The organism is Kosakonia sp. WA-90 (assembly GCF_039871955.1).
Taxonomy (GTDB): Bacteria; Pseudomonadota; Gammaproteobacteria; order Enterobacterales; family Enterobacteriaceae; genus Kosakonia; species Kosakonia oryzendophytica.
The window spans coordinates 206,115-229,163 of sequence record NZ_JBDPLJ010000004.1 but is presented as its reverse complement, the minus strand read 5'-3'; the positions used below and the strand labels follow the sequence as shown (position 1 = coordinate 229,163).

The window sequence follows — 23,049 nt, the reverse complement described above, 5'->3', positions numbered from 1 at the left end:
CTGACTACATCAGCGTGCCGTAAATGGTCAACAGTGCCACCACAACCACCAGCACCAGCGACGTTTTCTTCGCCATCGACACAGCCGCTTTTGGCGTTTCAACTTTATCCAGATGCGGCTCGCGCGCCAGTGAGAATTGCGCAAGGCGGGTCAGCACCTGATACTGCGATGTGTGGCGATCGCCAAGGGAGGCAAACCAGGCAGGCAAGGCTTTCTCGCCATGCCCCACCAGCGCGTACACCACCCCCGCCAGACGTACCGGCACCCAGTCCAGCACATGCAGGATCGCATCAATCCCGGATTGTTGACGCTCAGTTGGCGTCTGATAACGCGCCAGCCATGATTGCCAGGCGCGTAAAAAGGCATATCCCGCCAACAGCACCGGCCCACAGGAAGCCCCGACGATCAGCCAGAACAGCGGCGCAAGATAAAAACGGAAGTTGATCCATACGAGCGCGTTTTGCAGCTCGCGCAAAAAATCACGCTCATCACACCCCGGGGGCACACCGTGGATTAACGTCAATTCATTGGCCATCGCGTTATGGGCGTGGCTGTCGTTACGCGCCGCAGCTTTAAGATAGGCGTGGTAATGCAATCGGACTTTCCCTGCCCCAATGCACAACAGACTAATAAGGATCCACACCACCAGCAGCGGAACATTGAAAAACAATCCCGACAGTGCACGCAGGATCAAAAAGGTAACCAGCATCACCAGTGCCGCCATCAGCAGCGTTCTTAACATCGAATAGTGTGTTACCCGCCGGAACAGCCCTTCCAGACGGTGATCCAGTTGCCAGTGTTCTCCCAGTTTAAACAACCGTTCTGCTGCCAGCACCAGCAGCATGGTGAATAACGTCATGGCATCTCCTTTTCTGACAAACCGGCGACCAGCGCACGAAATCTCGCCCAGTCAAAAGCCGGTCCGGGATCCGTCTTGCGCACAGGGGCAATATCACTGTGCCCGGTCATATTGTCGGCAATCGACGGGTAAAGCTCAATCACCGTTCGTGTCACTTCCGCCAGTTGCCGATATTGCGCATCGGTATAGGGCAGCGTGTCCGTGCCTTCCAGCTCAATGCCAATCGAGAAATCATTACAGCGTTCCCGCCCCTGCCAGGATGAGACGCCTGCATGCCAGGCGCGTTTATCAAAAGGCACATATTGCACAACCTCGCCATCACGGCGGATCAGGCAATGTGCGGAAACACGCAGGTGAACAATCTCAGCAAAAAAGGGATGGGCGTTGGCATCCAGAGTGCCGGTAAACAGCGCATCTATCCACGGGCCACCAAACTCGCCGGGAGGCAGGCTAATATTATGTACCACCAGCAATGAAGGTTGCTCATCGTCCGGGCGGCAATCAAAATGGGGAGACGGTACATGCCGCGCTTCCACCAGCCAGCCCTTGCGTAGCTGCATAAGGAACTCCTTTTAGAGGATGGTGCTGAAACACGCTTCAGAGTAGCATGTTTGCGCTGTGTACCGTAATGGCATCCCCTAACAAGACATAGCCTAACTTTGTGATTCGTTACCTTTTTTGGAGTTTATCATGCCGCCTCGCCGCTATAACCCCGACCTTCGACGTGACGCACTGCTCAAACGTATCGAACTGGATATCCCTGTCGCCGTCGCCCAGGCATTGCGCGAAGATTTGGGCGGAGAAGTCGATGCGAATAATGACATTACCGCGCAATTGTTACCGCCAGAAAACCGCTCGCATGCGGTGATCATTACCCGCGAAGACGGCGTTTTTTGCGGAAAGCGTTGGGTAGAAGAAGTATTTATTCAACTGGCAGGCGATGATGTGACGCTTACCTGGCACGTTGCCGATGGCGACACTCTTCATGCCAATCAACCCTTATTCGAACTTGAGGGGCCGTCCCGGGTGTTACTGACGGGTGAACGCACCGCTCTCAATTTTGTGCAAACCCTGTCAGGCGTCGCCAGCGAAGTTCGCCGCTATGTCAAATTGCTGGACGGCACAAAAACAGAGTTGCTGGATACGCGTAAAACCCTGCCGGGCCTGCGCACAGCGCTAAAATATGCCGTCCTGTGCGGCGGTGGTGCCAATCACCGTCTTGGTCTTTCCGACGCCTTTCTGATCAAAGAAAACCACATTATTGCCGCGGGTTCCGTACGCCAGGCAGTGGAAAAAGCCTTCTGGCTGCATCCGGATGTGCCGGTAGAAGTGGAAGTAGAAACCCTCGAAGAACTCGACGATGCGCTCAAAGCGGGTGCCGATATCATCATGTTGGATAACTTCGATACCGACCAAATGCGTGAGGCCGTGAAGCGCACCAACGGCGAAGCACGGCTGGAAGTTTCCGGCAATGTGACGCAGGAAACCCTGCGTGAATTTGCTGAAACTGGCGTTGACTACATCTCTGTAGGCGCACTGACCAAACATGTGCGCGCCCTCGACCTGTCGATGCGTTTTCGCTAATCCCACTTGCATAACTAAACGGGCCGCAGGCCCGTTTTTTTGCGCCCTTCCTCTCAAACAATGTGTTGCGCTCTGCAAGCCTGTCAAAAAAGCAGGAAGGCGCTTTCCCGAAGTCCCTTTTGCACCTCGCCGTCCCCGTAACGTGCTGACAAAGTAGCGGCTCTACACAAGGAGCCAGAGATGAACAAACAACAAGGATTTACTTTAATCGAGCTGATGGTGGTAATCGGCATTATCGCCATCCTGAGCGCTATCGGCATTCCCGCTTATCAAAATTACCTGCGTAAAGCTGCACTGACTGACATGTTGCAAACCTTTGTTCCTTATCGCACCGCCATTGAGCTGTGTGCGTTGGAACGCGGCGGCATTGACAATTGTGATGCCAGCAACAATGGCATACCAGCCCCGACCACCACGCGTTACGTCGCCGCCATGAGCGTTGCAAAAGGCGTGGTCTCACTGACCGGACAGGAAAGCCTCAACGGACTCAGCGTAATCATGACGCCGCAATGGAGCGATGCCGAGGGTATGAAGGGATGGGCGCGAAGCTGTAATACAAATGCAGACAGCGCATTGCAACAGGCCTGCGAAGATGTTTTTCGCATCGGACGTCCGTAAGGAGCCGTGATGAAACACGATAAACTGATTGCGCTCTGTCAGCGTCATAACGCCGCATTGCTCAATTGCGCAGACGACGTTCTGACCATTGCCGTGGTGGATAATCCCAGCCCCATGTTAATGGAATCACTCAGCTTTGCCGTCCAGCAACGAGTCGATATCCGTTGCTGGACGCAAGATCAAATGGACAAGCATCAACAAATGGCAGTGCAAACTCACACCCCGGCACAGGGGGAAGAAAGCAGTGCCGCAGCGGAAATTCTCGATCAAACCCTGAAACAGGCGTTGATCTTACGGGCATCGGATATTCATTTCGAGCCCGGAGAAACCTGTTATGCCATACGGTTACGCGTCGACGGCGTTTTACACCCGCTCTCTCCCCTTTCCTGCGATTTAGCCGCAACGCTGACCGCAAGGCTGAAAGTGCTTGGCAATCTTGATATCGCCGAACGTCGCCTGCCGCAGGATGGACAGTTCAGTGTGGAACTCTCCGGGCAATCGATCTCATTTCGTATCGCAACGTTGCCTTGCAGACACGGTGAAAAAGTGGTGCTACGTCTGTTGCATCAGGTTAGTCAGGCCCTGGATCTGGCTGCACTCGGTATGACGGATGCTCAACTGGCACTCTTTACCGCAGCGTTGGCGCAACCTCAGGGGCTGTTGCTGGTGACAGGCCCGACCGGCAGCGGAAAAACCGTAACGCTCTACAGCGCGCTGCAAAAACGCAACAGACCGGAGGTCAACATTTGCAGCGTAGAAGATCCCATAGAGATCCCTCTGGATGGGCTGAATCAGACGCAAATCAATCCTCGCGCTGGGCTGACATTTCAGGGCGTACTACGCGCCCTGCTGCGCCAGGACCCGGACATTATTATGGTTGGTGAGATCCGTGATGGCGAAACAGCGGAGATTGCTATCAAAGCATCGCAAACCGGGCATCTGGTTTTATCGACATTGCACACAAACTCCACCAGCGAAACGCTGGTGCGTATCCAGCAAATGGGGGTGGCACGCTGGATGATCTCCTCGGCGCTATCACTGGTCATCGCCCAGCGGCTGGTACGTAAACTTTGCCCCCATTGCCGGAAACTGACCACGGAAAATACCCGACTCCCCGGCAACCTGTGGCCTCGACCGTTACCTCGCTGGCGCGCAGAAGGGTGTGATCGGTGCTATCACGGCTTTTATGGGCGAGTCGCCTTGTTTGAAGTGCTCCCCATTACCCGCGATGTCCGCCAGGCCATTACCAGTGGTCAAAGTGCGGCCGAAATCGAACAGTGCGCCCGTGCGGAGGGAATGACGACGCTGTTTCAGCATGGCTGCCTGGCGGTGGAACAAGGATTGACGACGCTGGAAGAGTTGGTGCGCATATTGGGTTTACCAAATGACGACTAAATACCTCTGGCAATGGTCCGGAATCGATAACGCAGGGGCATTACAACAGGGTGCGCACTGGAGCGAAAATCGTAATGCCGCAATGCAAACACTCTATCACCGGCAGATCCATCCCCTGACACTCAAGCGCAGGCCGGTAAGACGTTCACTGTGGCGTGCGGAACATGGCTGTACGCTCCTGCGCCAGCTTGCGACATTGTTGCAGGCGGGGCTCACCTTACCGGAAGGCTTGTTGTTGCTGGCACAGCAACATCCAGCCAGGCAATGGCAGGCATTGTTGCACCATCTGGCGCAGGCGCTGGAACAGGGAGAAACCTTTTCAACAGCGCTGCGCCAGTGGCCAGAAGTTTTTCCTCCACTCTGGGCAGCGATGGTCCATACCGGTGAGCTAACAGGAAAGCTGGATGAGTGCTGTTTTAAACTGGCCAGCCAGCAACAGGCACAGCGAGCGCTGGCGTTGAAAGTAAAAAAGGCGCTGCGTTATCCGCTCATTATTCTTTCTCTGACCGCGGCAATCGTGGTGGCAATGGTGTATCTGGTTCTGCCGGAGTTCTCGGCTATCTACCAGACGTTCAATACCCCCTTGCCTGCGCTGACGCGGGGAGTCATTGCCAGCGCTACACTGATGCAGCAAGGCGCTCTGCCATTATCAGCACTTACGTTGCTGGTGGTATGTACGATGACCTTGCTGCGCCGTCAGATGAAATGGCTGCACTACCGGCAGCGTCTGCTGCTCCGCTGCCCTGTTGTCGGTAAACTGGTGCGTGGACAACGGCTGAGTCAGATATTTACCGTGCTGTCACTCACACAACGTTCTGGAATCACCTTCTTGCAAGGGCTGGAAAATGTCAGGGATACCTTAACCTGCCCTTACTGGCGAGACGTGCTGCAACAGGCACACCAGGATATCACCCTCGGTGCGGCTATCTCTACGGCGCTGGCAAAAAGTGGCAACTTCACCCCGTTGTGTATTCAGTTGATCCATACCGGGGAGATCTCCGGGGCGCTGGATACCATGCTGGAGAATCTGGCGCGGCATCATAGTGAACAGACGCAGCATCAGGCAGATGAGCTGGCTTCCGTATTAGAACCGCTGCTACTGGTGGTGACGGGATTAATTATTGGCATGCTGGTGGTAGCCATGTACCTGCCTATCTTTCATCTTGGCGATGCGATGGGCGGTACAGGTTAATGCAGGCGCAGCACAGTGCGCCTGCAACCCCATTACAGGCTGTTGAAAACGCGGTTTTCCTGTTCCTGAACGCGGATAAAGGTCGTGCGTTTGGTCAGCTCTTTCAGGCGGGAAGCACCGACATATGTACAGGCTGAGCGCAGGCCGCCAAGAACATCACGCGCGGTGTTCTCCACCGGGCCGCGTAACGCGAGTTTGACGGTTTTGCCTTCCGCCGCACGGTAACCTGCAACGCCGCCAACGTGGCGATTCATTGCAGACTCTGAACTCATGCCGTAGAACAGCATGAATTTCTCGCCGTTTTCCTCCACGATGGCGCCGCCACTCTCTTCATGGCCCGCCAGCATACCGCCGAGCATCACAAAGTCTGCGCCGCCGCCAAACGCTTTTGCTACATCACCCGGTACCGTGCAGCCGCCATCGCTGACAATCTGTCCGCCAAGGCCATGCGCGGCATCGGCACATTCGATCACTGCGGATAATTGCGGGTAGCCGACCCCGGTTTTGACACGTGTGGTGCACACTGAGCCCGGACCAATGCCAACTTTGACAATATCCGCACCGGAAAGGATCAGCTCTTCACACATTTCACCGGTCACAACGTTACCCGCGCAGATAGTTTTATCCGGCCAGGCCTCACGTGCTTTGGCAACGAATTGCACAAAGTGCTCAGAGTATCCGTTCGCCACGTCGATACAGACAAAATTCAGCGACGGATGCAACGCAAGGATCTGCTTTGTCTTGTCGAAATCGGCGTCTGATGTCCCGGTTGAAACCATGACATGACGCAGTACGTCAGCCGGTTCACGCTGGATAAAGGCTTTCCAGTCTTCAACGGAATAGTGTTTATGCACGGCGGTAAGGATGTCGAACGAAGCCAGCGCTTTCGCCATTGCAAAGGTGCCAACGGTATCCATATTAGCGGCAATAACCGGTACGCCAGACCAGCGCATTCCTGAATGTTTGAAGGTAAATTCGCGCTCCAGCTCAACATCGGAACGGCTTTTAAGGGTGGAACGTTTAGGACGGATAAGAACGTCTTTGAAACCTAACTTCAGATCTTCTTCAATACGCATGTGCGGATTCCTGGGGTTAATGGCGAAAGTACAAACTCACAACTCCAGTGACGCTATCATACGCGCTAATAAGGGCCGCGCAAGACTGCGAAATTCTCTTTTTTTACGCTACAATCCTATAAATTTACCTGGTGAACAGGCAAGATTAGGCGAACGGGTTTTAATGTCGTTTGGTTAAATCACAACCTGTTGATTAAGCTCGTAAACATATTTAATCTTTTGCGTTTTCCCGTATTCAGGACGGTCGCGAAAAATAGTATTGCGGGCAGAATAAAGATCGCAGATTGTGATATGCGACAGACTATTTTGGGATTAGGCGTAATGGGGTATACGGTTGCATTAACCGGCGGTATTGGCAGCGGTAAAAGCACCGTCGCGAATGCCTTCGCAGCGCTTGGCGTTAATGTTGTCGACGCGGATATTATCGCCCGTCAGGTAGTGGAACCTGGCTCTCATGCATTAAGCGCTATTGCGGAACATTTTGGCGCTGACATGATCCTCGCGGATGGCTCGCTCAATCGACGTTTATTACGCGAGCGTATTTTCGCTTCTCCGGCGGATAAACGTTGGCTGGATGAGTTACTCCATCCGCTTATTCACCAGCAAACACAGAGTAAGATTGCCCAGGCGACATCACCTTATGTGTTGTGGGTCGTGCCGTTGCTGGTGGAAAATCAGCTGCATCACAAAGCCGATCGGGTTTTGGTTATTGACGTCTTACCAGAAACACAGATTTCACGCACCATGCAGCGTGATGGCGTCAGCCGCGAACATGCTAAAAATATTCTCGCGGCCCAGGCCACTCGCGAAGCGCGACTTGCCGTCGCGGATGATGTTATTGACAATAATGGCGCACCGGATGCGATAGCATCGGATGTTGCCCGCCTGCACACCGCATATCTGGCGTATGCCCGGCAGGCCGTTTCACAGGAAAAACCGTAATGCACACCCACATCCTTTTTGAACATCCGCTTAACGAAAAGATGCGTACCTGGTTGCGTGTCGAGTTTTTACTGCAACAGCTTTCTGTCCATTTACCGCTGAGTGACCATGCCGATGCGTTACACTTTTTCCGTAACATTGGGGATTTACTGGATGTGTTTGAACGCGGTGATACCCGCACCGAGCTTCTGAAAGAGCTGGAGCGCCAGCAGCGTAAATTACAGGCATGGAGTGATGTTCCCGGTGTGGATCTGAGCCGAATTGAAGCTGTCCGCCAGCAATTAAAAGCAAGCGGAGCCGTTCTGATGAGTGCACCGCGTATTGGCCAACAATTGCGCGAAGACCGTCTGATAGGTCTGGTACGCCAGCGTCTGAGTATTCCCGGTGGATGCTGCAGCTTCGATTTGCCGACGCTGCATATGTGGCTGCACCTGCCGCAGGAAATGCGGGATGCGCAAATCGCGGTCTGGCTGGACAGCCTGACGCCGCTGACGCAAACCCTGACGTTGATCCTCGATTTGATCCGCAATGCCGCACCGTTCCGCCGTCAGACCAGCCTGAACGGTTTTTATCAGGATAACGGCGATGACGCCGATTTGTTGCGTCTGCAATTGTCCCTGGAAGAGCAGCTATACCCGCAAATTTCCGGCCATAAGAGCCGCTTCGCCATTCGCTTTATGCCGCTGGACAGCGAGCATGGTGTGGTTCCCGAGCGTCTCGATTTTGAACTGGCCTGCTGTTAAGGAGTGAAAATGTCTGAAGAAATCACCGTAAACTGCCCAACGTGCGGAAAGCTTGTTGTCTGGGGAGAGAGCAGCCCGTTTCGCCCGTTCTGCTCGAAACGTTGCCAGTTGATTGATTTGGGCGAGTGGGCAGCAGAAGAGAAACGTATCCCCAGCGAGGGCAATCTGTCGGACAGCGACGACTGGAGTGAAGAACAGCACTAAGCACTGTTGCCTGCTGGCGCTTGCCTGGCAGGCAACATCAGGGTCAGCCAGCCAGTAGCCTGGCTATCACCGGCTCGTTTGCCGGGGGAAATTTGTCAGCATCAAGGGAGTGTTGTGCAACCCAGTGACCCGGCTGTCCCTCTTTACCCCATGGCTCTCCTTCCCAGCTTTCCACCAACCAGAACCACAGGGTGATGTGGCGATCGGGGAACTGATATTCCAGCTTATCAAACAGTTCGGCCTGAAGTGGCGTAATACCGACTTCCTCCTGAAGTTCGCGGATCATTGCCTGCTCCGGCGTTTCACCCGCTTCAATTTTTCCGCCAGGAAATTCCCATTTATTCGCCATATGCGCATCGGCAGCGCGCTGCGTAATAAAAATTTCCCCTTGCGGGTTACGAATGATCCCAACAGCGATGTTCAGTATTTTCATGATGCAGACTCCATAAAAAAGGCGCAGAGTTCTGCGCCTTTTTATTATTTTCAATGCGTTATGCCAGACGGCCGTGGCACTGTTTATATTTTTTACCGGAACCGCAAGGGCAAGGATCATTACGCCCCACTTTGCGTTCGCCCGTCTGCGCGGCAAGTGCGGCGGCAGCTTCAGTCTCATCATCCTGATGACTTAACTGTTGCATTTGCGCCAGACGCTCGGCTTCCTGACGGCGCTGCAGTTCCATGGCCTCGACTTCCTCCGGCATCCGCACCTGGACTTTGCTGAGCGTACTGATCACTTCATATTTCAGTGACTCCAACATCGCGGCGAACATCGCGAAGGACTCGCGTTTATATTCCTGCTTCGGATCTTTTTGCGCGTAGCCGCGCAGGTGGATGCCCTGACGCAGATAATCCATCGCGGCCAGGTGCTCTTTCCACAGCGAATCCAGCGTTTGCAGCATCACGCCTTTCTCGAAGTGACGCATCATTTCAGCGCCAACCACCTCTTCTTTACGCTGATAGGTTTCAATGGCGCTTTGTAGGATACGCTCACGCAGCGTCTCTTCGTGCAGATCCGGTTCTTTATCCAGCCAGTCAGCGATAGGCAGGTCGAGATCGAAATCATTTTTGAGGCGTTCCTGCAGGCCAGGAACATCCCACATTTCTTCGAGCGACTGCGGTGGAATATGACCATCGATGGTGGCTTTGAAAACATCTTCACGAATGCTGGCGATGGTTTCACTGACATCGGTTACATCCAGCAGTTCGTTACGCTGGGTGTAAATTGCACGACGCTGGTCGTTAGCAACATCGTCATATTCCAGCAGTTGCTTACGAATATCGAAGTTACGGCTTTCCACCTTGCGCTGCGCATTAGCAATGGCCTTAGTAACCCACGGATGCTCAATCGCTTCGCCCGGTTTCATCCCCAGTTTACGCATCATGCCAGAGACACGATCGGAGGCGAAAATACGCATCAAGGCATCTTCCATCGAAAGATAGAAACGGGAGGAACCCGCATCCCCCTGACGGCCAGAACGACCGCGCAACTGGTTATCAATACGACGAGACTCATGACGCTCAGTACCAATAATGTGTAAACCACCAGAAGCCAGTACCGCATCATGGCGCACCTGCCAGTCGGCTTTCACTTTGGCGATTTGCTCTGCGGTTGGCTCTTCGATTTCAGCCAGTTCCGCCTGCCAGCTTCCGCCCAGCACAATATCGGTACCACGACCTGCCATGTTGGTGGCAATGGTGACAGCGCCAGGGTAACCCGCCTGCGCCACAATATCCGCCTCTTTGGCGTGGAATTTGGCGTTCAGAACGTTGTGCTTGATGCCCGCTTTGGTCAACTCATGGGAAACCACTTCGGACTTCTCAATCGAGATCGTACCAACCAGCACTGGCTGGCCATTTTGGGTGCGTTCTTTAATGTCTTCGATGATGGCCTGGATTTTTTCCGCTTCGGTCATATAGACCAGATCCGCCATATCTTTACGGATCATCGGACGGTTGGTGGGGACCACCACGGTATCGAGTTTATAAATCGAACTAAATTCAAACGCTTCGGTATCTGCTGTACCGGTCATACCCGCCAGTTTTTCATACAAACGGAAGTAGTTCTGGAAGGTAATGGACGCCAGCGTCTGGTTTTCGTTCTGGATATCCACACCTTCTTTCGCTTCCACCGCCTGATGCAGACCATCAGACCAGCGACGCCCCTGCATGGTACGGCCGGTGTGTTCGTCGACGATAATGACTTCGCCGTCTTTCACAATGTAATCCACATCGCGGGTGAACAATGCGTGTGCACGCAGTGCCGCAGTAACGTGGTGCATCAGCATGATGTTGGCAGGAGAGTACAGTGACTCGCCTTCGTCCATGATGCCTTCTTTGACCAGCAGCTCTTCAATCAGCACCAGACCGCGTTCGGTCAGTGTAACCTGACGCGCTTTTTCATCTACAGAGAAATGGCCTTCACCCTGGAAAGTGTCAGAGTCTTCTTTTTCCTGACGAACCAGATGCGGGATGATTTTATTGACTTTTTTGTACAGCTCGGAGCTGTCTTCTGCCGGACCGGAAATGATCAGCGGGGTACGCGCTTCATCGATAAGGATGGAGTCCACCTCATCCACCAGCGCATAGTGCAGTTTACGTTGCACACGCTCTTCAGGGCTGAATGCCATGTTATCGCGCAGGTAGTCAAAGCCGTATTCGTTGTTGGTACCGTAGGTGATATCGGCAGCATAGGCTTCACGTTTGGCAACAGCAGGCATGTTCGGCAGGTTGATACCCACGCTCATACCCAGGAATTCAAACAATGGGCGGTTGTTCTCAGCGTCACGCTGAGCCAGATAGTCGTTGACGGTAACCACATGGACACCTTTGCCACTCAGGGCATTAAGGTAAGCTGGCAGGGTTGCCGTCAGGGTTTTACCTTCACCGGTACGCATCTCTGCGATGCAACGCTCGTTGAGAACCATGCCGCCCAGCAGCTGCACATCGAAGTGACGCATGCCAAAAACACGTTTACTTGCTTCGCGCACCACGGCGAAAGCTTCCGGGATCAGGCTCTCAACGCTTTCGCCTTTTTCCAGGCGCGCACGGAATTCTGCGGTTTTGGCTTTCAGCTCATCATCGCTGAGCTTTTCCATTTCCGGTTCCATGGCATTGATTTGGGCCACGACTTTACGCATACGGCGCAGTGTACGATCGTTACGACTACCGAAAACTTTAGTTAATAATTTGATAAGCATAATAAAAATCTCAAACGCCCCGCTCTGCGGAGCTAAAAAAATGAATAAAGGACTCTTTTTTTAGCTGAGGCGATGAGGGCCGGCACGAATACCCTGCACCTGACCTAACCAGGTGGAGATACGGAACGTGACGTCAGGTATAGCGGCTGTCTGGATTGCCAGGTGAACAATCGCCGGCGGTTTGCCTTCCTGATTCAGTAACGCGCTGAGCGTATCTAATAAAGCGAGATGGTGGGCCTGAATCGGCAGTGGCTCTTCCGTTGCAACCGGCAGTGTTTGAGGTGCCATGGCAAACGAAAGATGACGAATAACGGTGCGGATGGCATGTTGATGCCAGTAATCGACAGTAAAATTAGGACGGCGATTAGCTTCCAGCAGAGCAAGACTGGTGAAATTAACCCTGCCGGTGCTGTCGTGATTACGGGTGGTTTCACGTGGGGTTTGCGTGGGCTCGGCGCTACCAGCAAGCGCAGGCAAGCCAAGGCTCGCCGCGACCATCCCTAATAAGAGATGCGGCCAAAAATAGCGTCTACCAAATTGTCGCCAGCGCGTCAGTATTCCGCTCACTTGCTCCACCCAAAAATAACGCTTACCCGAATTAGCTTCTGTATGTGTCCTTTTGCGCACGGATTTTACCACTAAAGCCGCCTGTACCGCAGCAGTATTCCGGTGCCTGACGGATAAAAGTGGTTACGAAAACAGCGATCGCGCCGCAAGAGTTCTGATCAGAATGGAAGGGAATCAAAAGAGGGGTGTTGATAGCATACAAATAAAAACGACTGGTCTCCCTGACCGGAGAGAGTGCCAGGTTAACCAGTCGATTTTTGCAGTTATGGCGTTATGCCAGAACCGTAGACGGGGCTTTGAACGCCAGCGGCAATTCTGCTTCGTCTTCGAAAGTCACATATTCCCAGGCTTCCTGTTTTGCCAGAACAGCCTGCAACAGTTTGTTGTTCAGTGCATGACCGGATTTATACGCCGTAAACGCACCAATGATGTTGTGACCACACATGAACAGGTCGCCAATTGCATCCAGCATTTTGTGGCGAACAAATTCATCTTCGAAACGCAGACCGTCTTCGTTCAATACGCGATAATCGTCAACTACGATGGCACAATCGAAGCTACCGCCCAGGCACAATCCACGGGACTGGAGGTATTCGATATCACGCATGAAACCGAAGGTGCGCGCGCGGCTAATCTGGCGCATAAATGCGTCGGCAGAGAAGTTCATCGCGTAGCGCTGCGTGCTTGCATCAATCGCCGGGTGATTGAAGTCGATGGTAAAATCGAGAGAAAAACCATTGTGCGGTTTAAACTCAGCCCATTTATCGCCGTCTTCAACACGTACGGTGTTTTTGATGCGCACAAATTTCTTGGCGCTGTTCAGCTCTTCGATCCCTGCATCCAGCAGCAAGTAGACGAACGGTGCAGCACTGCCATCCATAATCGGAATTTCCGGCGCATCGACTTCAACAACAATATTGTCGATACCCAGCCCCGCCAGAGCAGCATTCAGATGCTCGACGGTCGAAATCCGCACGTCATGCTCGTTGACCAGACAAGTACAGAGCATAGTATCACGCACAGATTTAGCATCAGCCGGAAAGTCTACCGGTGGATTCAAGTCAGTGCGACGATAGATGACCCCGGTATTTGCCGGCGCAGGGCGCAACGTCAGGGTGACTTTCTTGCCGGTATGCAAACCGACACCAGTCGCCTGAACGATACGTTTAAGTGTCCTTTGTTTGATCATCGTTTAATCTCGCCTAATTACCAATCCAACCAAAGTGTATAACACAATCGGTGGGCCAGTTTAGCACAAAGAGCGAAGAAGCCCAACTTCCAGCAAATTCTTAGTCCGCTTGCTTACGCAGAAACGCTGGAATATCCAGATAATCCGGCTCTTTAGTGGTCTGCGGCGCATTGTCATTTACCACTTTCGCGGATTTCTGCTCCTGCTGCATCGGCTGCATGCCGTGCTGCTGGTAACGATCCATCACAGGCTGTTGCGCTTGTTTGTTTGTCACCAGCGTGATTTCCGGACGTTTGTCCATACCGATACCGGTCGCAACCACAGTCACGCGCAGTTCGTCGTTCATATCCGGATCAAGAGAAGTACCGATAACCACAGTCGCATTATCCGAAGCAAAGGCACGGATAGTATTACCCACAGTTTCGAACTCATCCAGACGCAGGTCAAAGCCCGCGGTGATGTTAACCAACACGCCACGCGCGCCAGACAGGTCGATATCTTCCAGCAGAGGGCTGGAAATCGCCATTTCGGCGGCTTCTTCCGCACGGTCTTCACCGCTGGCAACGCCGGAGCCCATCATCGCATAGCCCATTTCGGACATCACTGTACGCACGTCTGCAAAGTCAACGTTCATCAGACCCGGACGCGTAATCAGCTCTGCGATACCCTGCACCGCACCTTTCAGCACGTCATTAGCGGCACCGAAAGCATCCAGCAGAGAAATGCCACGACCCAGCACTTTCAGCAGCTTATCGTTCGGAATAGTGATCAGCGAGTCAACATGCTTCGACAGTTCAGTAATACCCTGCTCCGCGAATGCCATACGCTTCTTGCCTTCGAAGTTGAAAGGCTTGGTCACCACAGCAACGGTCAGGATACCCAGATCTTTTGCCACTTCGGCGACAACGGGCGCGGCACCAGTACCGGTCCCGCCGCCCATGCCCGCAGCGATAAAGACCATATCAGCGCCTTCCAGTGCAGCGCGCAGCGCTTCACGGTCTTCTTCTGCCGCGTTACGGCCAACTTCAGGGTTTGCCCCAGCGCCCAGACCTTTGGTGATACCACCACCGATCTGGATGGTTTGACCTACCGCCGTTTTACGCAACGCCTGCGCGTCGGTATTCACTGCGAAGAATTCAACACCCTCAATGCGCTCGCGCACCATATGTTCCACGGCATTACCGCCGCCGCCACCGACGCCGATGACTTTAATCACCGCGTCGTTGGTTAATTCCATTGGTTCAAACATAGTTTCTCTCCGTCTTGTGCCTGTCGCCTGAGACCGTTAATTTTCGGCGGTCTCTGAAAAAAATTAAAACTCTTTTCGCAGCCAGCTATTGATTCTTTTGAACCACGAGCCAACTGACACACGTTTTTCTACTTCCGCTTCACCACTCAAATGGGTCTCTTTCCCGTAATGAAGCAGCCCAACCGCCGTTGAATAGTAAGGCTCCTGGGCATAATCGGTTAAGCCAGTAATATTGAGCGGCGCACCAATACGCACCTGCGTATGGAATACGCGCTGCGCGCAGGCCGCCAGCCCTTCAATTTGCGCCGCACCGCCGGTCAATACAATCCCCGCCGCCAGGTGATGTTTCACCCCTTGCTGGCGAAGCTGTTCTTGCAACTGTAAAATTTCGTCGTTCACCAGATTGAGCAGTTCGGTATAGCGCGGTTCAATAACATCCGCTAACGTCTGACGCTGCAGACTACGCGGCGGACGTCCGCCCACGCTCGGCACCTCAACGCTCTCATCTTTACCCACCAGCGAACCCAGCGCGCAACCATGACGAACCTTGATCGCTTCTGCATCGCTTGGCGGTGTACCGAAAGCGTAAGCAATATCGCTGGTAACCACATTCCCTGCGTAAGGGATCACTTTGGTATGACGCAGCGCACCGCCAGTGTAGACCGCCATGTCCATTGTACCACCGCCGATATCAACAACGCAGACCCCCAATTCACGCTCATCTTCCGTTAACACGGAGTAGCTGGAAGCCAGTCCTGCGAAAATAAGTTGGTCAACTTTTAATCCACATCGTTCAACCGCTTTCACGATGTTTTTCGCCATGTCGTTGTGGCAAGTAATCAAATGCACCTTTGCTTGCATACGTACGCCAGACAGACCTACCGGGTTTTTGATGCCTTCCTGGTAGTCAATGGCATACTCTTGCGGAATGACATGCAAAACGCGGTGTTCATCACGTACACGTACCGACTTAGCGGTATGCACCACGTTTTCAACGTCTTCCTGCGTCACTTCTTCTTCTGAAATCGGCACCATACCAATTTCATTCTGGCAACTAATATGTTTCCCCGACAGCGCAAGGTAGACCGAGGAAATCTGGCAATCGGCCATCAGTTCAGCCTGATCGATGGCACGTTGCACGCACTTCACCACCGACTCCAAATCGTTTACGCCACCTTTGTCCATCCCACGGGACGGGCAACTTCCCACGCCAATGATATTCACAATGCCATCGGGCAGAACTTCCCCTACTAAAGCGGCTACCTTCGCGGTGCCAATCTCCAGTCCAACTACCAGTTTTCTGTCCGTCGCCTTGATCATTGTTGCTCTGCCTGTGCCTGATTCTGTTGTGCCTGATTTTGCTGCTGATTCGGTTCCTGAACAGGGGCCGCTTTCCAGCCTACAGCCGCGCCTGAGTCATAGCGTAAATCCACGTAGCTTATCTCTTTGCCATCCGTTTGCGCCTGCTGCTGAAGAACCGGGTAGAGTTCAACAAAGCGTGCCAGCCGTTTCATCGTATCGCCACGGCCCAGGTTAAGCTTGATGTCATTATTCAGCGTTAACTGCCATGAACGCCGTGCGGTCATCGCCGCTTCTTTCAACGTGAACTTATCCTTTGCCAGCACTTGTCCCATATCGCGGTAGCCCTGTAAAACTTCGCTTTCGCTGCCTTCGGGACCGTACAACATCGGTAAAACTTGTTTACTGGTTCGTTCGGCCGGCACGCTGAAAGAATTGCCGTCCACATCAACCATATGCTGATCATTCCACCGTGCTATGGGTACATATTCAACCAGATGAATCTTCAATTCGTCCGGCCACTGCTTGCGAACGCTTGCCTGTTTTATCCAGGGCAGACGCTCTATCTGGCTCTGAATAATGTTTACGTCTTGCGTCATAAAGGTGCCTGGCGCGCCCAACGCCAGAATCGTCTGGCGAATATCATCATTGCGCGTGTAATGGCGATCGCCCGTCACTACCAGTTTCGACAATGGCAACCGCTGCGCATCGTCCATCCAGCCCAGCACCACCCAGCCGCTAACAAACACGGTGCACAGCACCGCCAGCAGGAACACAATGCCTGCAAGACGCGTTCCATTGTTCCGTCGGGAAGCCGATAGCGCTTCCTCGTCACGGTTTCGCGTGTTCAGCGCAGCCTGAGACATATCACTCCGCCAGATCCAGAATGCGAACCACAAGTTGCGAGAAGGTCAGCCCAGCCTGTCGCGCCGCCATCGGCACCAGGCTATGACTTGTCATCCCCGGCGAGGTGTTCGCTTCCAGCAAGTAAAACTGACCGTCGCCATCCAGCATCGCATCAATTCGCCCCCACCCGCGACAACCTAAAACACGCCAGGCTTTAAGCACCAGGGACTGTAAAACCGCTTCACGCTCCTCTTCCAGACCTGATGGGCAGAAATATTTCGTCTCATCAGAGAGATACTTCGCCTCATAATCATAGAAGATTCCCGCCGGTTGAATGCGGATCGACGGTAAAATTTCATTTCCGAGTATCGCCACGGTAAATTCGGGTCCACTCAGCCATTTTTCGATCAGAACGTCATCATCATGTTGAAATGCAAGCGCTAAAGCTGCATGCAAATCATCACTGTTGTCGACTTTGGACATTCCAACGCTGGAGCCTTCGCGGCTGGGCTTGACAATAACGGGTAACCCCAGTTGGTCAATGCGTTGAATATCATCATTTTTTAGGCCTATTTCGAACGCATCACGCGTGATGTCAACAGAAGGCGCAACCGGCAGCCCCGCCCCTTGCCACAGCAGCTTGCTGCGTAATTTATCCATCGAAATCGCCGATGCCATCACGCCGCTACCGGTATAGGCCACACCGGTCAGTTCCAGTAACCCCTGCAGCGTACCGTCTTCACCACCGCGACCATGCAACGCGATAAACGCTTTGCTATAGCCCATCTCTTTCAGGCGAGTGACATCGACATCGCGCGGATCAACACCATGCGCATCCACGCCGCCTTCACGTAAGCCGCTAATTACCGCAGCACCGGAATTGAGCGAAACCTCACGCTCCGCGGAGGTGCCGCCGAGCAAAACAGCGACTTTCTCAGCCATTACTCTCCTCCGGGGTCTGCGGCTTCAGTTTACTCTCCGCCAGACTACGGGCGATTTTGCCGATATTGCCGGCGCCCTGGATCAGGATCAGATCGTTACCCGTCAGCACCGGTGCCAGCATTGCCGCAACCTGGCTTGGATCAGATACCAGAATCGGATCGATCTTGCCGCGACCACGAATCGTACGGCACAGCGAACGGCTATCCGCACCCGGGATCGCCGCTTCACCCGCCGGATACACTTCCAGCATCAGCAGCGCATCGACCTGTGTCAGCACATTGGCAAAGTCGTCATACAGATCGCGGGTACGGGTATAACGATGAGGCTGAAATACCATCACCAGTTTTTTATCCGGCCAGCCCGCACGCGCTGCTTTAATGGTGGCATCCACTTCGGTCGGGTGATGGCCATAGTCGTCAACCAGCATGGCGGTACCCGGTTTGCCATTCACACCTTCCAGCGGGAATTCACCCAGGAAGTCGAAACGACGCCCGGTTCCCTGGAAACTTTCCAGTGCACGCAGAATAGCCTCGTCTTCAATACCTTCTTCTGTCGCCACGGCAACTGCGGCGGCGGCATTCAGGGCGTTGTGACGGCCCGGCGCATTTAGCGTTACACGCAGTTCCGGCTTATCCTGACGCACCAGCGTAAAGTGCCCCTGCGGCCCAATCTGGCGATAATTCTCAACGCGAACATCCGCATCGTCGCTAAAACCGTAGGTCGTTGTCTGGCGGCCCACGCGCGGCAGCAGTTCACGGATCACCGGGTCATCAACACACATCACTGCACGGCCATAGAACGGCAGGTTGTGCAGGAAGTTGATAAACGTCGTTTTCAAATTTTCAAAGTCGCCCTGGTAGGTATCCATATGGTCGGCTTCGATATTAGTGACAATGGCCACCATCGGTTGTAAATGCAGGAAAGAGGCATCGCTCTCATCTGCTTCGGCAATCAAATAACGGCTGTGACCCAGGCGCGCATGTACCCCGGCGGCTTTTACCAGCCCACCGTTGACGAACGTTGGGTCCAGACCCGCTTCTGCGTAAATACTTGCCACCATCGCAGTGGTGGTGGTTTTACCGTGCGTCCCGGCAATGGCGATACCATGACGAAAACGCATTAACTCCGCCAGCATCTCCGCACGGCGGATCACTGGAATACGCGCCTCGTGTGCAGCAACGATCTCCGGGTTATCGGAAGAGATGGCGCTGGAGACGACCACAACGCTGGCATCACTCACGTTTTCCGGGCGGTGATTGAAATAAATAGTGGCGCCAAGTGACGTCAACTGTTGCGTTACCGGGTTCGGGGCCAGATCGGAACCGCTGATCTGATAGCCTTCGTTGGCCAGGACTTCGGCAATACCACCCATGCCGGCACCGCCAATGCCAACGAAGTGAATGTGCCGGACGCGACGCATCTCGGGCACGATTGAACGCAGTTTCGCCAGTTCTTGTGTATTCATTCTCTAAACGCCATCGACTACTTCAAATTCGCGCGGCGCAACAGGCGCCGCCAGTATTTAGGCCTGTGCTGCCAGGCTCACTTCATGCGCCACTCGTTCGGTGGCATCCGGAATGGCCGCCGCACGCGCGCGCTCTGCCATATCCAGTAATGCTTCGCGGTTCCAGCTTGCGAGGATCGCCGCCACCGCGTCAGCGGTGAATTGCGGTTGTTCCAGAATCTTCGCCGCACCGGCTTTTTCCAGCGGCAGCGCATTCCAGTATTGCTGCCGATCTTTATGCTGGAACGGCACAAACAACGCCGGTAAACCCGCAGCAGCAATTTCACTGACCGTCAGCGCACCGGAACGGCAAACCACCACATCCGCCCACGCGTAGGCTTGCGCCATATCGTCAATAAATTCCGTTACTTTATGCTGAGGCGCCCCGGCAGAGGCGTAAGCCTGCTCAACCTCCTGCTGTGCGCCCTTACCGCTCTGATGCCAGAGGGTCACCGATTCACCCAGCTTTGCCGCCACCTGCGGCATGGTCTGATTCAGTACACGCGCACCTTGCGAGCCGCCGACAACCAGTACACGCACCGGACCATCTCGCCCCGGTAAACGCTGCTGCGGCAACGGAAGCGCCAACACATCAACGCGAACCGGATTCCCCACCACTTCCGCTTTCGGGAAAGCGCCAGGAAATGCCTGCATCACCTTGGTGGCAATTTTCGCAAGCCATTTGTTGGTCAAACCGGCAATGCCGTTTTGCTCATGCAGCACCACCGGGATCCCCAGCGACCAGGCCGCCAGGCCGCCAGGGCCTGAAACATAACCGCCCATCCCCAGCACTACGTCGGGTTTAAAGCGCTGCATAATCGCGCGCGCCTGACACCAGGCGTTGAAAATACGTACCGGCGCCAGCAATTGCGCCTTGATCCCTTTGCCACGCAGGCCAGAGATACGGATAAAGTCGATCTCGATCCCATGTTTAGGCACCAGATCGGCCTCCATGCGATCCGCGGTTCCAAGCCAGCGTACTTGCCAGCCCTGATCCATTAAATGGTGCGCGACCGCAAGCCCGGGGAAAACATGCCCGCCGGTGCCGCCTGCCATCACCATTAACCGCTTCGGTTGACCACTCATCGCAAACCTCGTGTAAACGCCTGGGCTTTTTCCAGACGCGTTTCATAATCTATTCGCAGCAACAGCGTAATCGCCATCGACATAATTAATAAGCTGGAACCGCCATAGCTGATCAGCGGCAATGTTAACCCTTTGGTCGGCAGCATACCTGCGGCCGCACCTACGTTAACCAGAGCCTGGAAGCTAAACCAGATACCAATAGAGCACGCCAGAAAACCCGAGAAACGGTGGTCGATATCCAGCGCTTTACGCCCGATGGACATGGCGCGGAAAGCGACGAAGAATACCATTAAAAGTGCCAGCACCACACCGATATAACCGAGCTCTTCGCCGATAATGGAGAAGATGAAGTCGGTATGCGCTTCCGGTAAGTACTCCAGTTTCTGTATCGAATTGCCCAGCCCTTGCCCCCACAGTTCGCCGCGACCAAACGCCATCAACGACTGGGTTAACTGATAACCACTACCAAACGGATCTTCCCACGGGTTCCAGAACGACGTCACGCGGCGGATACGATACGGTTCTGCAAGGATCAACAGCACTACTGCCGAAATACCCATACCGATAATGGCGATAAACTGCCACAACTTCGCCCCTGCCAGGAACAGCATCGCCAGCGTCGTAATAAACAGCACCACCACAGTACCCAAGTCCGGCTGCGCCAGCAGTAATACTGCCAGCACGAGGATCACCCCCATCGGTTTGAGGAAGCCGCGCAGGTTGTTACGCACTTCATCGACTTTACGCACGAGGTAGTTCGCCAGATAACAGAACAGCGACAGCTTGGTGAACTCCGCAGGCTGAAAACGCATCAAACCAAGATCGATCCAGCGCGACGCACCGTTAATCGAGCTTCCCACAACCAGCACCACCAGCAACATAATGATCGCCGCGATCAGCATCACAGAGCTGTACTTCTGCCAGAACTCCATCGGTAACCGCAACGTGATGATCGCCGAGCAAAATGCAAGAAACAGGTACAACGCATGGCGTTTCGCAAAGAAAAAGGGATCGTTAGTGAGACGTTGCCCCACCGGCATTGACGCCGAGGTCACCATCACAAAACCGATAGCCGCCAGGCCCAGGGTCAACCACAGCAACGTGCGGTCATACATCACCAGGCTGTCGGTATCTTTCTCTCTGGATCCCATCACCCAGCCTTTTAATGCCGCAAACAGCCACGCCAGGATCCCAAATCCTGGCAGGCGCGGCATTCGCGGGCGGGGGAGAGTTAAACGCATCAACCTAACTCCTGCGCCAGACGGGTAAAGACATCGCCCCGTTGTTCAAAATTCTTAAACTGATCCAGGCTGGCGCACGCCGGTGACAGCAGTACCATATCGCCAGGTTGCACACGCGTAGCGATAAGGCGCATCGCCTGATCCATCGTATCGGTTTGATCGGCGATCTCCGGTCGCAACGCTGCCAGCTCCGCACCATCACGGCCGAAGCAGTACAAACGCACGCGATCGCCACCGAGGTAACGCTTCAACGGCGAAAAATCGGCGGATTTGCCATCACCACCCAGCAACAGATGCAGCGTACCGTCAACGTGCAAACCGTTCAGCGCGGCTTCGGTGCTCCCCACATTGGTGGCTTTCGAGTCGTTGATCCAGCGCACCCCGTTATGATCCAGCGCCAACTGGAAGCGATGCGCCAGACCGGTAAATGTCGTCAGCGCTTTCAGGCTACTGGCACGCGGTAAACCTGCGGCATCGGCCAGCGCCAGCGCAGCCAACGCGTTGGTGTAGTTGTGCTGCCCGGTCAGTTTCATCTCTTTAACGTTCAGGACTTTTTCACCTTTTACCCGCAGCCAGGTTTCCCCCTGCTGGCGGTTCAGATGATAATCGCCCACATCCACGCCAAAACTGACACAGCGCTCGTCCGCGCCGCGAATCGGCATGGTGAGTGCATCATCCGCATTGACCACGCACACCTTCGCGTTTTCATAAATACGCAGCTTCGCGGCGCGATACTGCTGCAGACCAAACGGATAGCGATCCATATGATCTTCCGTCACATTCAGTATGGTTGCCGCTACAGCCTGCAGACTGGAAGTGGTTTCGAGCTGGAAGCTGGACAACTCCAGGACATACAGCTCACGCGCTTCATCCAGTAGCATGAGTGCAGGCAGACCAATATTGCCGCCGACGCCAACATTAACGCCGCCCGCTTCGGCCATCTCACCCACAAGCTTCGTTACAGTACTTTTACCGTTGGAACCGGTAATGGCCACCACCGGCGCTTGTGCTTCGCGGCAGAACAGTTCGATATCGCCAACGATCTCAATACCCGCGTCCGCCGCCGCACTCAAAGAAGGGTGAGCCAGCGCGATGCCGGGGCTTGCGACGATCATATCCGCCGCCAGCAGCCAGTCATCGTTGAGACTACCAAGATGGCGCTCCACCTCTTCGGGCAGCTTGTCCAGCCCCGGCGGTGAAACACGCGTATCCATCACCCGCGGCGTCACGCCGCGCGCGAGGAAAAAGTCCACGCAGGAAAGACCCGTCAGGCCTAAACCGATAATGACGACTTTTTTACCCTGGTAATCTGCCAT

At 54.2% G+C, this 23,049-nt stretch carries 22 protein-coding genes; 7 read left to right on the top strand and 15 right to left on the bottom strand.

The window, feature by feature from the left end; all coding sequences use genetic code 11:
• Window positions 1–4 precede the first annotated feature (4 nt).
• Window positions 5–859: a beta-lactamase regulator AmpE gene (ampE, locus tag ABGA49_RS09955; protein ID WP_061497658.1), complete on the bottom strand. Its 855-nt coding sequence runs from the start codon at window positions 857–859 to the stop codon at window positions 5–7.
• Window positions 856–1,419 carry a 1,6-anhydro-N-acetylmuramyl-L-alanine amidase AmpD gene (ampD, locus tag ABGA49_RS09950; RefSeq protein ID WP_061497660.1) on the bottom strand — a complete coding sequence of 188 codons (564 nt, stop codon included), beginning with the start codon at window positions 1,417–1,419 and terminating at the stop codon, window positions 856–858. The genes ampE and ampD overlap by 4 nt, the downstream gene beginning before the upstream one ends.
• A 130-nt stretch (window positions 1,420–1,549) precedes the next feature.
• On the opposite strand from ampD, the gene nadC reads away from it, so the two are divergent.
• The 4 genes from nadC (at window position 1,550) to hofC (ending at window position 5,648) form a co-directional block, all read left to right on the top strand.
• Entirely contained in the window at window positions 1,550–2,443 is an 894-nt protein-coding gene (nadC, locus tag ABGA49_RS09945) for a carboxylating nicotinate-nucleotide diphosphorylase (protein ID WP_061497663.1), read from the top strand.
• A gap of 180 nt (window positions 2,444–2,623) precedes the next feature.
• Complete coding sequence (gene ppdD / locus ABGA49_RS09940; protein ID WP_347665501.1) at window positions 2,624–3,061, top strand: prepilin peptidase-dependent pilin; 438 nt, start codon at window positions 2,624–2,626, stop codon at window positions 3,059–3,061.
• Between the two features lie 9 nt (window positions 3,062–3,070).
• Window positions 3,071–4,456, top strand: coding sequence for a type II secretion system protein GspE (gene gspE, locus ABGA49_RS09935; protein WP_347665500.1), 1,386 nt, complete (start codon window positions 3,071–3,073; stop codon window positions 4,454–4,456).
• A complete protein-coding gene (hofC, locus tag ABGA49_RS09930; RefSeq protein WP_347665499.1) occupies window positions 4,446–5,648 on the top strand; it encodes a protein transport protein HofC in 1,203 nt (400 codons plus the stop codon). Before gspE ends, hofC begins: the two co-directional genes overlap by 11 nt.
• Window positions 5,649–5,680: 32 nt before the next feature.
• On the opposite strand, the gene ABGA49_RS09925 is transcribed toward hofC, so the two are convergent.
• Entirely contained in the window at window positions 5,681–6,724 is a 1,044-nt protein-coding gene (locus ABGA49_RS09925) for a GMP reductase (protein ID WP_061497671.1), read from the bottom strand.
• Window positions 6,725–7,045: 321 nt separating this feature from the next.
• Here ABGA49_RS09925 and coaE point away from each other — a divergent pair, with 321 nt between their 5' ends.
• Genes coaE through yacG form a run of 3 tightly spaced genes read left to right on the top strand, consistent with a single transcriptional unit; the run spans window position 7,046 to window position 8,613 of the window.
• Window positions 7,046–7,666, top strand: coding sequence for a dephospho-CoA kinase (gene coaE, locus ABGA49_RS09920; RefSeq protein WP_061497673.1), 621 nt, complete (start codon window positions 7,046–7,048; stop codon window positions 7,664–7,666).
• On the top strand, window positions 7,666–8,409 hold the full coding sequence (gene zapD, locus ABGA49_RS09915) for a cell division protein ZapD (protein WP_088237387.1): 744 nt from the start codon (window positions 7,666–7,668) through the stop codon (window positions 8,407–8,409). Before coaE ends, zapD begins: the two co-directional genes overlap by 1 nt.
• 9 nt (window positions 8,410–8,418) lie before the next feature.
• Window positions 8,419–8,613, top strand: a complete 195-nt coding sequence (gene yacG, locus ABGA49_RS09910; protein ID WP_061497677.1) for a DNA gyrase inhibitor YacG — start codon at window positions 8,419–8,421, stop codon at window positions 8,611–8,613.
• Window positions 8,614–8,656: 43 nt separating this feature from the next.
• On the opposite strand, the gene mutT is transcribed toward yacG, so the two are convergent.
• From mutT to murD, 12 genes are all read right to left on the bottom strand, one after another.
• Window positions 8,657–9,046: an 8-oxo-dGTP diphosphatase MutT gene (gene mutT / locus ABGA49_RS09905; protein WP_061497680.1), complete on the bottom strand. Its 390-nt coding sequence runs from the start codon at window positions 9,044–9,046 to the stop codon at window positions 8,657–8,659.
• A 58-nt stretch (window positions 9,047–9,104) separates the two neighbouring features.
• The gene (secA, locus tag ABGA49_RS09900) at window positions 9,105–11,810 is read right to left on the bottom strand and encodes a preprotein translocase subunit SecA (protein WP_088237384.1); all 2,706 of its coding nucleotides are present in this window, start codon (window positions 11,808–11,810) and stop codon (window positions 9,105–9,107) included.
• Window positions 11,811–11,870: 60 nt separating this feature from the next.
• Window positions 11,871–12,377 (bottom strand): secA translation cis-regulator SecM, encoded by a 507-nt coding sequence (secM, locus tag ABGA49_RS09895; RefSeq protein ID WP_134318862.1) that lies wholly within the window; start codon window positions 12,375–12,377, stop codon window positions 11,871–11,873.
• 271 nt (window positions 12,378–12,648) lie between these two features.
• On the bottom strand, window positions 12,649–13,566 hold the full coding sequence (gene lpxC, locus ABGA49_RS09890) for a UDP-3-O-acyl-N-acetylglucosamine deacetylase (protein WP_061497686.1): 918 nt from the start codon (window positions 13,564–13,566) through the stop codon (window positions 12,649–12,651).
• Between the two features lie 100 nt (window positions 13,567–13,666).
• Window positions 13,667–14,815 carry a cell division protein FtsZ gene (gene ftsZ / locus ABGA49_RS09885; RefSeq protein WP_061497688.1) on the bottom strand — a complete coding sequence of 383 codons (1,149 nt, stop codon included), beginning with the start codon at window positions 14,813–14,815 and terminating at the stop codon, window positions 13,667–13,669.
• Window positions 14,816–14,878: 63 nt separating this feature from the next.
• Window positions 14,879–16,135 carry a cell division protein FtsA gene (gene ftsA / locus ABGA49_RS09880; protein WP_061497690.1) on the bottom strand — a complete coding sequence of 419 codons (1,257 nt, stop codon included), beginning with the start codon at window positions 16,133–16,135 and terminating at the stop codon, window positions 14,879–14,881.
• Window positions 16,132–16,980, bottom strand: coding sequence for a cell division protein FtsQ (gene ftsQ / locus ABGA49_RS09875; protein ID WP_061497693.1), 849 nt, complete (start codon window positions 16,978–16,980; stop codon window positions 16,132–16,134). Before ftsQ ends, ftsA begins: the two co-directional genes overlap by 4 nt.
• 1 nt (window position 16,981) lies before the next feature.
• Window positions 16,982–17,902, bottom strand: coding sequence for a D-alanine--D-alanine ligase (locus ABGA49_RS09870; protein WP_061497695.1), 921 nt, complete (start codon window positions 17,900–17,902; stop codon window positions 16,982–16,984).
• On the bottom strand, window positions 17,895–19,367 hold the full coding sequence (gene murC / locus ABGA49_RS09865; RefSeq protein ID WP_061497698.1) for a UDP-N-acetylmuramate--L-alanine ligase: 1,473 nt from the start codon (window positions 19,365–19,367) through the stop codon (window positions 17,895–17,897). Before murC ends, ABGA49_RS09870 begins: the two co-directional genes overlap by 8 nt.
• Before the next feature lie 57 nt (window positions 19,368–19,424).
• Entirely contained in the window at window positions 19,425–20,492 is a 1,068-nt protein-coding gene (gene murG, locus ABGA49_RS09860) for an undecaprenyldiphospho-muramoylpentapeptide beta-N-acetylglucosaminyltransferase (protein WP_347665498.1), read from the bottom strand.
• Window positions 20,489–21,733: a cell division protein FtsW gene (ftsW, locus tag ABGA49_RS09855; protein WP_061497702.1), complete on the bottom strand. Its 1,245-nt coding sequence runs from the start codon at window positions 21,731–21,733 to the stop codon at window positions 20,489–20,491. The genes murG and ftsW overlap by 4 nt, the downstream gene beginning before the upstream one ends.
• Complete coding sequence (gene murD / locus ABGA49_RS09850; protein ID WP_134318866.1) at window positions 21,733–23,049, bottom strand: UDP-N-acetylmuramoyl-L-alanine--D-glutamate ligase; 1,317 nt, start codon at window positions 23,047–23,049, stop codon at window positions 21,733–21,735. The genes ftsW and murD overlap by 1 nt, the downstream gene beginning before the upstream one ends.